General features: G+C 45.3%; 9 protein-coding genes, 2 tRNA genes and 1 pseudogene. 1 reads left to right on the top strand and 11 read right to left on the bottom strand.

All coding sequences use genetic code 11. The features are described from left to right. Positions 1–99: 99 nt before the first annotated feature. From DWW77_RS09930 to DWW77_RS09965, 8 genes and pseudogenes are all read right to left on the bottom strand, one after another. The gene (locus tag DWW77_RS09930) at positions 100–2,211 is read right to left on the bottom strand and encodes an LTA synthase family protein (protein ID WP_118608622.1); all 2,112 of its coding nucleotides are present in this window, start codon (positions 2,209–2,211) and stop codon (positions 100–102) included. A 15-nt stretch (positions 2,212–2,226) separates the two neighbouring features. Then, entirely contained in the window at positions 2,227–4,881 is a 2,655-nt protein-coding gene (locus DWW77_RS09935) for a valine--tRNA ligase (protein ID WP_021650739.1), read from the bottom strand. 495 nt (positions 4,882–5,376) lie between these two features. Further along, positions 5,377–6,120: a creatininase family protein gene (locus DWW77_RS09940; RefSeq protein ID WP_059085324.1), complete on the bottom strand. Its 744-nt coding sequence runs from the start codon at positions 6,118–6,120 to the stop codon at positions 5,377–5,379. Positions 6,121–6,905: 785 nt separating this feature from the next. After that, a pseudogene (locus DWW77_RS09950) lies at positions 6,906–7,337 on the bottom strand (transposase); the annotation flags it as partial. 152 nt (positions 7,338–7,489) lie between these two features. Next, positions 7,490–7,651: a hypothetical protein gene (locus DWW77_RS18065; protein ID WP_182431213.1), complete on the bottom strand. Its 162-nt coding sequence runs from the start codon at positions 7,649–7,651 to the stop codon at positions 7,490–7,492. Positions 7,652–7,661: 10 nt separating this feature from the next. Then, positions 7,662–8,684, bottom strand: a complete 1,023-nt coding sequence (locus DWW77_RS09955) for a LacI family DNA-binding transcriptional regulator (RefSeq protein ID WP_118608624.1) — start codon at positions 8,682–8,684, stop codon at positions 7,662–7,664. 198 nt (positions 8,685–8,882) lie between these two features. Then, on the bottom strand, positions 8,883–12,740 hold the full coding sequence (locus DWW77_RS09960; protein WP_286188010.1) for an FtsX-like permease family protein: 3,858 nt from the start codon (positions 12,738–12,740) through the stop codon (positions 8,883–8,885). 8 nt (positions 12,741–12,748) lie between these two features. Beyond that, positions 12,749–13,462: an ABC transporter ATP-binding protein gene (locus tag DWW77_RS09965; protein ID WP_021977039.1), complete on the bottom strand. Its 714-nt coding sequence runs from the start codon at positions 13,460–13,462 to the stop codon at positions 12,749–12,751. A 321-nt stretch (positions 13,463–13,783) separates the two neighbouring features. On the opposite strand from DWW77_RS09965, the gene DWW77_RS09970 reads away from it, so the two are divergent. After that, positions 13,784–14,122, top strand: a complete 339-nt coding sequence (locus DWW77_RS09970; RefSeq protein WP_021977038.1) for a YozE family protein — start codon at positions 13,784–13,786, stop codon at positions 14,120–14,122. 70 nt (positions 14,123–14,192) lie between these two features. Here DWW77_RS09970 and DWW77_RS09975 read toward each other — a convergent pair whose 3' ends face one another. The 3 genes from DWW77_RS09975 to DWW77_RS09990 form a co-directional block, all read right to left on the bottom strand. Then, complete coding sequence (locus DWW77_RS09975; RefSeq protein ID WP_353616933.1) at positions 14,193–14,399, bottom strand: beta/alpha barrel domain-containing protein; 207 nt, start codon at positions 14,397–14,399, stop codon at positions 14,193–14,195. Positions 14,400–14,594: 195 nt separating this feature from the next. Beyond that, positions 14,595–14,665: transfer RNA gene (locus DWW77_RS09985), tRNA-Cys, on the bottom strand. Between the two features lie 3 nt (positions 14,666–14,668). Further along, positions 14,669–14,741, bottom strand: a tRNA-Asn gene (locus DWW77_RS09990). Positions 14,742–15,070: the final 329 nt, after the last annotated feature.

Here is a 15,070-nt window from a genome sequence, read left to right on the forward strand (position 1 = left end):
CGTTACGATACCATTATATAATAGTGGTGGAAGATGTCCAGTCCTAATCGTAATATTTTATCCGACATTTTTTGTATCGGAGTATCTTTTCTATGCCATTTACTGGTTGTCTGTACTGTTTTCTTCACCGGAATCTTCTGTGGATTCCGTTTCTAACGCTGTATCCGTTTCCTCCATTGACCCTGTATCAGAACTGCTCTTTTCACTGTCAAGCTTCCACTTGCTGTCAGCGAGCAGCGCATAAACCGCCCGGTCATGGCTCTTTGTCATGGCCTTTCTTGTGGAACTGTTGCTTCGTTGCACTACCGAGAGCCGGTCAAAATCATCCAGTTCCTTTCCGGTAATGATCAGCTTGGTAGGATTCACGTAAACCGTATCATACCATTCTCCGTTGATCTTCACCTGGCTGGACGGCGTAAAGTTTGTCCCCTGGATATAATAGGTGTGATCCGTCTCAGACACAACCTGAATGGAATTCAGCGTGGTATCATAGATTCCCATACGCATCTTTGTTCGCTCAAAAGGATTCGCTCCGTCATATGTATACTGCTTTCCGTAGAGAAGATCATACTGCAGGGTCTCCAGATCCACCTGATAATTTTTGGTGTTTCTTCTTGCCTGATGATACTTGAAAACATTTCCCTCATGGATACCTACACGGTCCATAACCTCTGCTGCCATCTGGTATGCCGCAAGATTTTCTTTCTTTTTCTTAAGTCCGAAATTATCCCACATCACATACTCTGTCTGGAACAGATATTTATTCTCCACATCCTCCACGGTCAGTCCCATGGTCGGCAGATGATCACCATACATGACCAGTACCACATCCTCCGGATAATCTGCCAGCCTGTCAGTCAGCTCTTTGACAAAATTATCCATCTCATGGATCTGATTTACATAATACTCCCACTTATTATTCAGCTCGTCAGTAGGTGCCCCGGAAACTGTGATCTCCGGATTTTCCAGTACCGGTTCTGAAGGATAATCTCCATGTCCCTGTACGGAAATAGTATATACATAATCAGGCCCTTCTGTAGAATCCAGACACTTGACGATCTCATCGGTGAGGACACTATCCTTGGTCCAGCCCAACGAATTCTTCTGGTTTTCATCCTTCATATACTCTGCCGAAGTGAAGGTATCAAATCCCAGATTCGGAAAAATACTTCTTCTTCCGTAGAAATTCGCCTCATTATTATGTACTGCATGAGCAGTATAGCCCAGATTCTTCAGAACATACGGTGCGCTCTCACATGTAGTTTCCTTAAGGATACTCTTGTAAGGATACTCTCCCGGTCCAAAATAATGAAGGCTCATTCCGGTAATGGATTCAAACTCAGTATTTGCGGTTCCGGCTCCTACGGAAGGTACCTTATAATATCCGGAGGAATACTCCTTCATCAGCTTTCTGAAATTCGGAATAGGATCTTCTGACAGCTCCAGATAATTTACCAGCGTAGGATCAAAAAAGGACTCCAGCTGTAAAAACAGAATATTCGGATGACTGCCTTCTTTCGTTTCCGGAAGATTTTCTTCCGACTTCTCGATCCTTTTGATCTCGCTTTTGGAATAATCTCTCGGAGCACTGATTCCGGTATTAAAGATCGTCGTTGCCAGACAGTAAGGATATCCGTAATCCTCATAAGCTATGGCAATATTTCCAAAATAATTGGAAAGAACTCTTTTTTCCAGAGCAAGCTGTGTGATTCCTCCAAATGCAAGAACCCCAACCAGGACCAGTGGAATATTCACCTTATATTTCAGCTTGCCTCTGTACTTCGGCGACCTTATCAGGATGATCAGAAGGATCAGAACCGCAATTCCCAGAAGAACTGCACCTATGGTCATCTGGGTATGGGTCAGATATTTTTTTGCAATACTGAGACCATCTGTCAGATTCTTCACATCCGGTCCTGTAAACGGTGTGACACGATTGAGAAGAAGCACACCGTTTACGATTCCCAGAAACAGCCATAAGCTGCCCACAAAGATACGCCAGAAAATTCTCTTTCGGAAGAGATAAACAATCAGCATCGTCGTAAAGATAAACGCTGCATTATAAGCAAATACAAGCGGCTTTGTGGTCATGTAGGTCCACGCCTCTGTGAACGAGTGCCTGCATATGGCCTCGATCACAAAGTACAGGACTGCACAGCCCAGAGCCTGAAGTATCAGCGAAATCTTATTGAAAAAGTTACACCACTTCATTAAAACACTCCTTCGTTATTTCACCATCTGTGTTAACTGCAGGTTCACTTTCTCTTTCATCTCTTTGTATTTCTCAAGTTTCTCCTTCTCTGCCTCTACCTTGGCTGCAGGTGCCTTGTTCACAAAATTCGGATTGTTCAGCATTCCCTCGCAGCGTGCGATCTCTTTTGTAAGTCGCTCCTGCTCTTTTGTGAGACGTTCGATCTCTTTTTCACGGTCGATCAGATCCTCCAGCGGCAGATAAACCACACCGTCTGCCACAACGATGGATACCGCATCCTCACCGATTCCGTTCTTATCCTGCTGTACGTGGATCTCTTTTGCAAACGCAAGGTTTGTAAAGGATTTCTTGCAGGACTCAAAACGTGCACAGCACTCTGCATCCTTGCCTACGATGTAGATATTGGTCTTTCTGTTCTGCGGTACGTTCATCTCGTTTCTGGTGTTACGGATTCCACGTACAACCTCCTGGAAGCTTGAAACTGCTTTCTCAGCATCTGCAAAATCCATCTCGTCTCTGTATACCGGCCAGTCGGAGATCATGATGGACTCTTCATCCGGAAGCAGTGTGCAGTAGATCTCTTCTGTGATAAACGGCATGAACGGATGAAGAAGCTTCAGTCCCTGTGTCAGCGCAGTGCGGAGTGTCCACAGTGCATCGTTTGCTGCTGCCGGGTTTTCCTCTGCCTTCCACAGTCTTACCTTTGCCATCTCGATATACCAGTCACAGAGCTCATCCCACAGGAAATCATAGACCTTCTGTACGGCAATTCCAAGCTCATATTTATCCATATTCTCAGTAACATCACGGATCACTGTGTTCAGTCTGGAAAGGATCCATTTATCCTCGTTGCACAGTGCGTTCAGGTCTTCCGGCGCTGTTACTGTCTTGCCCTCCAGGTTCATCATAATGAAACGGGAAGCATTCCAGATCTTATTTGCAAAGTTACGGCTGGATTCTACACGCTCCCAGTAGAAACGCATATCATTTCCAGGTGCATTACCTGTCATCAGTGTCAGACGAAGGGCATCTGCGCCGTATTTGTCGATAACCTCCAGCGGATCGATACCGTTTCCAAGAGACTTACTCATCTTACGTCCCTGTGAGTCACGTACCAGACCGTGGATCAGTACATGGTGGAACGGTGTCTCACCGGTCTGCTCCAGTGCGGAGAATACCATACGGATAACCCAGAAGAAGATGATATCATATCCGGTTACCAGAACATCTGTAGGATAGAAATACTCAAGCTCCGGTGTCTTATCCGGCCATCCAAGTGTGGAGAACGGCCACAGTGCGGAACTGAACCAGGTATCCAGAGTGTCCTCATCCTGATGCATATGTGTGCATCCGCATTTCGGGCATTTCTCCGGCATCTCTCTTCCAACCACCATCTCACCGCACTCATCGCAGTAATAAGCCGGGATCCTGTGTCCCCACCAAAGCTGACGGGAAATACACCAGTCACGGATATTCTCCAGCCAGTGCAGGTAAGTCTTGTCAAAACGTGCCGGAACAAACTGAAGGTTTCCGTCGTCCAGAGTTTTGATAGCAGCTTTTGCCATTTCGTCCATTTTTACAAACCACTGTGGTTTGATCATCGGCTCTACCGTTGTACCGCAGCGGTCATGGGTACCAACACTGTGGCTGTGCGGAACAACCTTTACAAGAAGTCCCTGCTCCTTCAGGTCCTCTACCATGGCCTTACGTGCCTCGTAACGGTCCATACCTGCATATTTTCCGCCAAGACTGTTGATGGTGGCATCATCATTTAAGATGTTGATCTCCTCAAGGTTATGACGGCGTCCAACCTCAAAGTCGTTGGGGTCGTGTGCCGGTGTGATCTTAACGCAGCCTGTTCCGAATTCCTTGTCAACATACTCATCGGCAATAACCGGGATCTCTCTGTCTGTAAGAGGAAGCTTCAGCATCTTTCCTACAAGGTCTTTATATCTTTCATCCTCCGGGTTTACAGCAACTGCTGTATCGCCGAGAAGTGTCTCCGGACGAGTGGTCGCGATCTCAACAAAACGTCCTTCCTCACCTACGATGGGATAATTGATGTGCCAGAAAAATCCGTCCTGGTCCTCATGTACAACCTCTGCATCAGAAATAGAGGTCTGGCATACCGGACACCAGTTGATGATCCTGGAGCCTTTGTAGATATAGCCTTTCTCATAAAGGCGGATAAATACTTCCTGAACAGCCTTGGAGCAGCCCTCATCCATGGTAAAGCGCTCACGCTCCCAGTCTGCAGATGCTCCCAGCTTTTTCAGCTGGTTGATGATCTTTCCGCCGTACTCCTCTTTCCATGCCCAGGCATGTTTCATAAATTCGTCACGGCCGATCTCGTTCTTATCAATCCCTTCCTTACGAAGTTTCTCTGTTACCTTAACCTCTGTAGCGATGGCTGCATGGTCAGTTCCCGGCTGCCAGAGAGCCTCATAGCCCTGCATTCTTTTGAAACGGATCAGGATATCCTGCATGGTCTCATCCAGTGCATGTCCCATATGCAGCTGTCCGGTTACATTGGGCGGCGGCATTACAATTGTAAAAGGTTTTTTGTCCGGATTAACTTTTGCATGGAAGTATCCGTTATCCATCCATTTTTTGTACAGACGATCCTCAATACCCTTGGGATCATAAGTCTTTGCAAGTTCTTTACTCATGTTTTCCTCCTGAATCTTTCTGATTATAGGAACCTTAAAATGCTCCTGTTCTCTGCAAGAAAAAACACGCCCTCCACACAAAAGCCAATAACTAATGTGCGAAGGGCGATCATTCTCGCGGTACCACCTTCATTATCCGGAAAAAACATCTGTTATTCCCGTCTATCTCTTGTCCCTTAACGCGGGGTACGTGAAAACCTACACAGCAGCATCTGCATCTGTTCTGCATTTCTGCTTTCAGTTTCCCGGCTCCTAAGCTACCTTCTGCAGTCCTCCATCTGAAAATGCCTTTCAGCCTGCGCTTCTCTTGCGTCTGTGCATTTCTCTCTGTCAGCGTAGATCTGCATACTCCTCTTATTCAACACCTTTGCCATGTTCCTACTATAATGAAATTTTCTTTTTTTGTCAAGACAGAGACCTTATTTCAAAAGTAAAAATCAAAATAAAATAGAATATCTCCACCGGTTATTTTTTCCAATGGAGATATTTTTTTATCTATCTTTCTTTTATTGTTTTGTACTCCTTCTCAATGCCTGCGATCAGTGTTTTCATTGTATATTCCAGAATTTCATTTCCGAATGCTTCCGATGATTCTCGGACCGGATGACGTCCTGCAATACCGATCAGATTACTCTCATCTTCTTTTACCTGTCCAAAGTCAACCAGTTCCGGCCGAACAGCCATTACAATAGAGGTCTCATTTGCTCCGGCATGATCATTCTGATATTTCAGTCTCTCATCATCCGCATAGGTCCATGCTGTCATAATGCACAGTCCGTATTTTTCTTCTGCCTCTTCCTTCATTTCCTGAAATGCATTTGTTGACGGACCGTGTCCATGTCCCACAACGATGCGGACTCCTGCTCTGGAAAGCTGTGCAAAAATACTGCGCAGCAGATCCTGAAACAGTCCCTTTTCCATCCAGTAAGCACTGCCTTTCATCTGCTGGGCACAATAAGTATTCAGTGCGCCCTCTGTATTGATATCCATTCCATAAAATACAGTTCCCCGATCATCAAATAAACGGTCAGGTCCCATGAACAGCATCGGAAGCACTACACCACCGACCTTTTCCGCCACCCGGACAAACAGTTCTTTTGACTGGATCCCGTCAGCTCCAAGAGGCATATGCGGACCATGCCATTCCAGTGTGCCAAGTGGCAGATAGGCAACCGGCATCTCCTTTATCCTCTGTACACATTCTTCCGGAAGTAATTCCTCGTATAATACTTTTTTCATGCTCGTCTCCTCCTCATATAATCAAGTGTTTTTTATTGAAAATTCAAGGTTTTTCAACCTTTATATCCCAGTGAATAAGCCAAAGCTATAAGCATTTCGATATATCAAGTACTGAAATAGTGGTTAGAAGGTATACGAAATAAAACGTCATTGATTTCCGCTTTACTGGCCTTGTGTATACCCATCCCTCTAGGGCAGCTAACCTCCTATATCCACCAGGATCATCTCTGTCTCCAGAGGTCCTAACTTGTCGGGTAGAAACACCTATTACTAGGTATATCCCCCACAGATCCGTACGTGCCCAATTCAGGCATACGGCTCTTCACGACACTTATGCCTCAGATTATCCATATAGGCTCACATAAATACGTGGTCTTACTATAGGATGCTCCTTCAAAAACTAATTGAATCCATCCCATGTATAACTTTTCCTCTGACTACGCCTATTCATCCAAAAATAAAGAATCTGAATAACTCTCTTACGGAAGTTATCCATCATTTGATAGTTATCACTTATTCCATAATAATGGTAATACCCGATTAAAATCTGATTTACTTTTGCAAGAATATATTTCTTCTTTTCAAATCTCATGTGTCAGCTATGCTCCTTAACGGGGTCATATGCCCCATGGTGACTATTTCTGCCGACTACTGGCTCATTCTTTGTATTGTTGATTACTGACTTGCTTCCTGTACCAGCACTGTGATCAGTGGACGTTATCTGTTACATTCTGTTTGATTCAGTGGCTGCCCAGATGACAACCTCTACTATAGTTACTTTTTTCTTACGCTACTTGCAGATAAGCTGCCGGTCTCCTGATATCACTGACCAGCTTTTGGGGATCATAAGCCACACCTTTTGTCAGCATCGCATAAAAGTCACGTATCAGCTTGGCCGCAACCGCCATAAGTGACTGCATCTTCTTTAATGGATTCAGTTTTCTGGTTGTGTAATAATTATGGAGTTCTCTGAACTCCGGATTCTTCGCTACAAGCGACATTGCAACCTCAAAGAGCAGGTATCTGAGTCTCTTTCGGCCCCGTCTGCTTATTGTTGTCTCGCCCTTGTGCTTTCCTGAACTATTTTCAACCAATGCCAATCCTGCAAGCTTCTGCAGTTCCTTCGGATTGCTGAAGCGGCTAATATCACCTACTTCTGCAAGGAACCCTGACACTGTCCTGATTCCCACACCTTTGATCCCTAACAGCTTTTCAGCCATCGGAATCTGTTTTACCAGTTCTTCAATTAGAACCATAACTTCCTGCAGACGTGTATTTCTGGATTCATAGTCCTCCAGAAGCATTCGGATCTCCATTCTTGCAGATACTGCTCCTTCTTTGCTTCCAACGCTGTGCTCTGCAGCTTCTATCAGAGTCTTCGCCCTCGCTTAGCGGTATCTTCCTTGACGGTATCTTCTTTAGCGGTGTCTCCTCCAGAATTGCCAGCATTTCCGGCTGTTCCGCATCCTGCAAGAGTCAGCAGTGACATTGATGCCGCAATACCGGCGGCAATTAATTTTTTCGCTTTCATATTTTTCCTCCTATTTTTCATAATGACCAGGAATTCCCACACTGTCACGGATCTGCAGCAGATATTCATTTTCCTTTTCATCACATGGTCTCTCGACTCCATCCTGTAGATACAGCATGCCGTTTATGATACTTTTTGCCTGATATTCTACCGGCTGACTGATCGTAGACAGTGAGGGCGTTATGCGTTCCGCAAACGGAATACCGTCAAACGAAACTACAGATACGTCCTCCGGAATTCTGTAACCATGCTTCATGATCCAGGACATTACCTCTATCGCAACTTCATCGCTGTAACAAAACAATGCCGTTGGCAGCTTTTGAGGTACAAATATCTTCTCTATCACAGAAATCAGACTGCTTTTTTCATAGTCTCCATGGATCTGACCGATCAGGGATTCTTCTTGATCCAGCTGCATCTGCCTTACAGCTCTTAAAAATCCCCGTTTCCTTGCAATAAGGAAGCTGTCGTCCATTTCGTCAATGCAAAAGATGCCCCCTATCCTTCTGTGGCCAAGCTGGGCAAGATAGCATATGGTCTCATAGACAGAGCTTTCATTTTTTTCCATGATATTCAAACGCATTTCCGGTGACTGCATATGACAGACTTTAATCCTAAAATGTTCTTTTATATACGCTTCCTCTTCCCGTGAGAGCAGAAAAAGGCTAAAGCAGACTTCGATTCCTCTGATCTCCAGTTCTCTTAATGCTTCCAGTTTTTCCTCAAATCCTGAATTGCAATAACGGATAATACAGCCATATCCCATCTTACATGCAAACTCATTCAGATACCGAAACAACAGAAGCTGATACTGATTAATGTAGTTTGTCATTATAAAGCCGAACAGTTTTGACTTCTTACCAGCCAGATACTGTGCGTGAACGCTGGGATTATAATTGTACTTTCTGATGGTATCTACCACTCTTTTCTGCAGCTTCTCGCTGACTGGTTTGGAACGGTTGATAACACGGGAAACTGTAGCGATCGAACACCCGCTTTTTTTCGCGATAAATTTAATATCTATATTTGCCATATTTAAAATTCCTCCGGAAGAATTCTATGGTTACATTTTATAGGAAAACGTTTACATTTCAATTGTGAAATACTTACAAAATTAGCTTCAGGCAGATCATGGTCATCCCAGTCTTTCAGGATATTCATTACAAAACTGCCTGCATACAGGGAAATATGTAAAATTCCTGTATGCAGGCAGTCTTATCATTTCATTATTTTATTCCACGCTCTTCAGTGACTCTACCATATTGATCTTTTTCAGCTTAAAATGCATCACCATATTTACAAACATGGAGAATCCGAAGGTAATGAGCCCACTGTAGACAAAGCTTATTGGCTTGATATTTCTTCCGAACATCACCGCATCTACCTCAACGGTTGTGATCACATACCGGTGGAGGAAGATTCCGAACACTGCGCCTGCCAGAATCCCTATGAAGGACAGCAGGATATTTTCCCTGAATACATACTGGGAAACTTCGCCATCATAAAATCCCAGGACCTTCAATGTTGCAAGCTCTCTCTGACGCTCTGTGATATTGATGTTGTTCAGATTATACAGTACCACAAATGCCAGCATTCCGGCAGAAATGATCAGGACCCAGATCACCGCTCCGAGGGATCCCAGCATTCGCTCTACCTGACCTGCTGTGCTGCTTGTATAGCTGGTGCTTAAGGCTGCCGGATATTTCAGGATCGCATTTCCAAGAGTTTCCAGATCACTCTCTGCATCCTCTTTCATAGTATATACTGTACTTGAATATTCCGGTTTCTCTCCGAATGTTTTTTCATAGCAGGGTGGGGTCATGTAAACGTAATGTCCCATATAGTTCTCCGTGACAGCAGTGATCTTTACTTTATATTTTCTGTTGTCTTTCTCCAGGGTAATCTCGTCTCCTGTTTTCACACCGATAAGAGAAGCCGTTTTTTCACAGATCACCGCTCCATCATCGGTAAGCTCATACTGCTCGTGGGACTTTCTGTCACGTAACGTTACATCCTCTTTAAAATTTTCCGTATTTTCCGGAACATACACATAGATACTGACACTTCCCTTTTCTTTTGGTGCCGTCATCTTGGTGAGCTGCACACGGGTATAGTGATCGATCTCGCTGTTTCCGTCCAGGAATTTCAGAAGATCCTTTTCCTGGCTGTCTGTGGCATCCTCATCATTGATCACCATGGCATCATAGTGCTGGATCTGGTCATATTGGAGAATCGCAATATCCATAATGGAGTCATAAAGTCCGAATCCTACAAGCATCAGTCCCATGCTTCCTGCAATTCCGAAAATGGTCATAAAAAGACGCTTTTTATAACGGAAAAGATTTCGCATGGACGATTTCCAGGAAAAGCTCAGATGCTTCCAGATAAAGCTAATCCGTTCAATAAGGATCCGTTTTCCTTCTTTCGGTGCAGGCGGACGCATCAGAGATGCCGGTGTTTCTGCCAGGGTCTTTGCGCAGGAAAACAGTGTAGCGCCCATAGTACAGATCACCGCTGCCCCGGAAGCGATCAGTGCATATTGTAACTCATAATCCAACTGCATGTGATCGCCAATATTCCAGTACATGATTCCATACGCCTGGATAATGATAAACGGAAGAACCTTTTCTCCGAAAAGTACTCCTGCGATACTTCCGCCTACTGTAGCCAGAAATGCGTAGCTGAGATACTTGGATGCGATGGCTGTCTTTCCGTATCCCAGCGCTTTCATGGTTCCGATCTGGGTTCGCTGTTCCTCCACCATTCGTGTCATCGTGGTAAGACTGATCAGAGCCGCTACAAGGAAGAATATCATCGGGAAAACCTTTCCGATGTTTTTCAGTCGCTCTGCGTTATCACCAAAATCCGAATATTCCGGAAGGTCATTGCGGTCGGAGATGATCCATTCCGGTGTTTCAATATCATCCACCTCTTTCTGGGCATCCTCGATCTTCTGCTGGGCTTCCGCAATTTTGTCATCGGCTTCTTTTTTGCCGTCCTGATATTCTTTCTTTCCATCGGAAAGCTTCTTTTTGGCGTCCTCCAGGTCTTTTTTGGCGTCTTTTAATTTCTGTTCATTTTCCCGGATCTCTTTTTCACCATCCAGGAGCTTCTGTTCATTTGCATCCAGTTCTGCCTGACTACTGGTAAGCTTTTCTGTATTGGCCTGGATCTCTGCCTGACCGGCATTTAACTGGGCCTGTTTTTCCTCCAGCTGCTGCCGCCCTGAGCTGAGCTGGGCTCTGGCCGAATCCAGCTGGCTCTGGCCATCATCCAGAGTTGCCTGGTTTGCCGCAATTTCTTCTTTTGCCGCGGAAAGCTCTGCTTTCTTTGTTTCCAGTTCTTTTTTCCCTTTATCCAGTTCTTCCTGGCCTTCGTTCAGCTGTGCCTCTGTCCCGGAAAGTGTCTCTTCCTGTTCTTTGATCTGGCTGAAGCCCTCATTGATCTGACCTAGGCTGCTCTCCAGTTCAGCTCTTGTCTGGGCCAGCTCTGATTTTTTTGCAGTAAGCTCTGCCTGCGCCCCGTCGATCTGGGCCTGACCGGCATTTATCTGTTCTTCCATTGCACTGATCTGACCATTTAAAGTCTGGATCTGCGTGGAAAGCTCCGCCAGCTCTTCCTCGGTTTTTCCTGCTTCCGCACCGGCGTCATACTGTGCCTGCAGCTCCGCCGCCTGACTGCTTAATGCCTCTTTCTGGCTGGTCAGTTCATCCAGCTGTGCCTGCTGCCCGGAAAGGGCTTCTTCACTGGAACTGATCTGGGATTCGCCCTCGGAAACCTGTACAAGTCCTGCCTCACACTGTTCTTTCTGACCAGTAAGAGCAGCCTTTGTTTCTTTGATCGTACTCTTTCCCGTTTCCAACTGTTCTCTTCCACTGTCAAGCTCAGCCTGTTTGCTTTCCAGTGTTTTCTCCGCTTCCCGGAGCTGGACCTCACCGTCACTTACCTGCTGTTTTGCGGCATTCAGCTGTTCATATCCGGCAGTCAGCTCTGCCTGCTTCTCATTTATCTGTGCTTCGGAGTCGGCAAGCTGGGATCTGGCAGAATTTAACTGGGACAGACCGTCTTCCACCTGCTGTTTTGCGCTGTTAAGCTGAGACCATCCATCTTCAATCTGCTTTCTTCCGTCAGCAAGCTGCTGTTTTCCATCGGTCAGCTCCTTTTTTGCATCACTGAGCTGCTGTTTTCCATCTTCGTACTCTTTTTTTCCATCCTCATACTTCTTCTGCCCATCATCCAGCTTTTTCTTCGCGTCGCCAAGTTTTTCCTCTGATTCCTTCTTTCCGTCCTCAAGCTCTTTTCTGGCATCATCCAGTTTTTCATTGGCTTCTGCGACGATCTCCTCGTAGCGCAGGCTGCACTGTTCTTTTTCGATGCCTTCCACACGCTTCTGTATTTTCCTGATAAGATTGTCGTAAGCATCGGTATAGCTGATCACATCCCCGGATTCATGGACCATAATATAGATCTGGGTAAAAGCTTCCTGATCAAAATCCTCTGGAAGAATGTATCCGAAGCCGCTGACCTCACCGGATCCAAGAGTCGTATTTCCTCTGTTAAATGAAATATAAAGAGGGCTGCTTCCGATTCCCACAACTGTATAGGTTGTTTTTTTCAGAAGCTCACTGTCTCCATCCTCACTGACAGATATGGTATCCCCGATTTTATACCCCCGATTCTTTGCAAATGGCTTGTCCAGAAAAATCTCGCCGCTTTTTTCCGGTATCCTTCCTTCATCTGCTGTGAGCAGATTAAAATTGCTGCTGATGGATTCCAGATGAAGAACCTTCCTGGCATCGTCCTCTCCACTCATAACATCCGTAGAGTAACCGCCTTCAGCCAGTTCCACACCGTCAATGTCCGATACTGCTTTTACATCACGCTGCGTCAGTCCCAGCGTTCCCTGGATCTTCAGATCCATCAGCTTTGCCGCTTCATAATAGGCATCTCCGGAATATCTCATATCCGGAGAAGACGCCTGGATCCCGGAAAAAAATGCAACACCCAGTGCCACGATCAGAAAGATCGAGATAAAACGTGCTTTACTTTTCCGGATCTCCATCCAGAAATCTTTGTGTAATGCTTTCATTCCGTCACCTACCATTCAATCTCTTCCACTGGTGTGGGATGTGCATTTTCAGTCATCCTGGAAACCTTGCCGTTTTTGATCTTGATCACACGGTCGGCCATAGGTGTCAATGCAGAGTTATGAGTAATGACAATAACCGTCATGCCCCGTTCCCTGCAGGTATCCTGAAGGAGCTTCAGGATTGCCTTGCCGGTCTGATAATCCAACGCTCCTGTAGGTTCATCACAGAGCAGAAGCTTTGGATTCTTCGCCAGCGCTCTGGCTATGGAAACTCTCTGCTGCTCACCGCCGGATAACTGTGCCGGAAAATTGGTCAGTCTCTCCCTCAGCCCTACTTCCTCCAGAACTGTCCTAGCATCCAGAGGATCCTTACAGATCTGAAGAGCAAGCTCCACATTCTCCAATGCAGTCAGATTTGGCACCAGATTATAAAACTGGAATACAAATCCAATATCCTCCCGCCGGTATCCGGTCAGCTGCCGGTCTGTATATTTTGCAATATTTTTTCCATCGATCCAGACATTGCCGGATGTGGCCTTATCCATTCCGCCCAGGATATTCAGCACCGTTGTCTTTCCGGCACCGCTTGGTCCTACCACAACCACAAATTCTCCTTTTTTTATCCGGAAGCTGATCTCATCCACAGCTATGATCTTCACTTCTTTTGAGCCATAGATTTTGGATACATTCTCCAGCTTCACATATTCTTCCGTATGCTCCATTTCCACCCCTCCTCTTTACTCTCTATATGATTTCAGGGGGCTTTTATCTGCCCCCTTTTAATTCTCTCACTCACGTATCACAGCTGTAGAAAAATGTTTTCGGCTGTGATCGAATATTATTAATAACTATATTTATAAGTATATCGGTTCTTAATTCAAAATGCAATTTCTACTTATATTTTACAAAGATTTTTCATTCCTGCGCATTTGTATTTTACATTTCTTTTCTATAATACAGACAAATAAAGGAAATCAATATTATAGCTGACTGTTGCTGACAACAGCAGAAGTATAATTCCAGCAAAACAGGAGGAATGGATTATGTATAAAGTACTGTGGAATCACTTAGATCAAAATTTAAAAAAGGCCCCTGCGCCAGCTGTTTTTCTTGCACTTTTGACAGCTGGATGGAGTGCAGCCGGAATTCTTGCAGGATTACTTGTTTGTCTGGAACTTCAGACAGAACTGATGGTGAAGCTGACTGTGATCTTATGTGCCGGTGGATACGCCGGACTGATTCCCGGTTTCTTCGGTGGGATCTTTTATCTTTACCGAATGGATCTTCGGAAACCTTCTGCGGATCCTGTAGCTGATCTGGCAGCTGAAGCGGAAAAAGCTTCTGCCGATCCTACTTCATTGATCTATTTTCACAATAATTGACAAAAAAGCAGAACTCTGCCTGGTTGTGCAGGGTTCTGCTTTTTTTATTGAATATGTGTATTAAGTTTGATTACTTTCTTATGGAATCCGCAAGCTTTTTTGCTTCTGCTGTCAGTTCTCTTATTTTGCCAAATTCTCCTGCCTTCACAAGATCTCCTTTTACCATCCAGCTTCCGCCGCAGCAGAGGATTTTGTCACAGGAAAGATAGTCCTCAAGGTTTTTCGCATTGATCCCGCCGGTAGGCATAAAACGGATTCCTGTATAAGGAGCTGCCATTGCAGAGCATGACGCTTTGCGTGCTCAGGATGCCATGTACCTTCACCTGGTTTATAATCGTAAACGAATCCTGCTTACGGAAAAAAATTCCTGATGCTGTCCGATCTTCCAGAAGTCTGTCTTCACGGTCTTCAGCAAATACATTTTTATAGGAAAAATAAGCCCTGGAAATTCATCTTTCCAGGGCTTTCTAAGAGGTGCCACCCGGATTTGAACCGGGGATAGAGGTGTTGCAGACCTTTGCCTTACCACTTGGCTATGGCACCATGCTCCCCCTGTTGGACTCGAACCAACGACACTGCGGTTAACAGCCGCATGCTCTACCGACTGAGCTAAGGAGGATTATTTATTAAGGTTTGTACCTTAAAAACTACATACATGTGTTTGTTGATGGTTAATCATTTTTGTTGAATCAAGTTTAACCTGCGTGCCGATTTGCCTTTTTTTACGGGCTCGCAGCTTGCGCTGCATCGCCTGTTTTTTTAGGCTACTCCAGCGGGGGTCATCTCACGACTCCGTCGTTCGATGTCATTTGCTTCGCAAATGTTCAAGTCAGCTAATGCTCATACGTCCACAAGCAAGCTTGCTCCCGTATGACCCTTACCTGCCTTGCCCGCTTCCTCGGCTTTTTGGTCAAGCCCTCACCCGATTAGTAACAGTCAGCTCCATGT

The organism is Ruminococcus sp. AF17-12 (assembly GCF_003479245.1).
Classification (GTDB): Bacteria; Bacillota; Clostridia; order Lachnospirales; family Lachnospiraceae; genus Blautia_A; species Blautia_A fusiformis.

Excerpts from the sequence above, each read along its gene's own strand:
- DWW77_RS09930 (WP_118608622.1), bottom strand. The coding sequence starts at position 2,211 with ATGAAGTGGTGTAACTTTTTCAATAAGATTTCGCTGATACTTCAGGCT.
- DWW77_RS09935 (WP_021650739.1), bottom strand. The coding sequence starts at position 4,881 with ATGAGTAAAGAACTTGCAAAGACTTATGATCCCAAGGGTATTGAGGAT.
- DWW77_RS09940 (WP_059085324.1), bottom strand. The coding sequence starts at position 6,120 with ATGAAAAAAGTATTATACGAGGAATTACTTCCGGAAGAATGTGTACAG.
- DWW77_RS18065 (WP_182431213.1), bottom strand. The coding sequence starts at position 7,651 with ATGAAAGCGAAAAAATTAATTGCCGCCGGTATTGCGGCATCAATGTCA.
- DWW77_RS09955 (WP_118608624.1), bottom strand. The coding sequence starts at position 8,684 with ATGGCAAATATAGATATTAAATTTATCGCGAAAAAAAGCGGGTGTTCG.
- DWW77_RS09960 (WP_286188010.1), bottom strand. The coding sequence starts at position 12,740 with ATGAAAGCATTACACAAAGATTTCTGGATGGAGATCCGGAAAAGTAAA.
- DWW77_RS09965 (WP_021977039.1), bottom strand. The coding sequence starts at position 13,462 with ATGGAGCATACGGAAGAATATGTGAAGCTGGAGAATGTATCCAAAATC.
- DWW77_RS09970 (WP_021977038.1), top strand. The coding sequence starts at position 13,784 with ATGTATAAAGTACTGTGGAATCACTTAGATCAAAATTTAAAAAAGGCC.
- DWW77_RS09975 (WP_353616933.1), bottom strand. The coding sequence starts at position 14,399 with ATGGCAGCTCCTTATACAGGAATCCGTTTTATGCCTACCGGCGGGATC.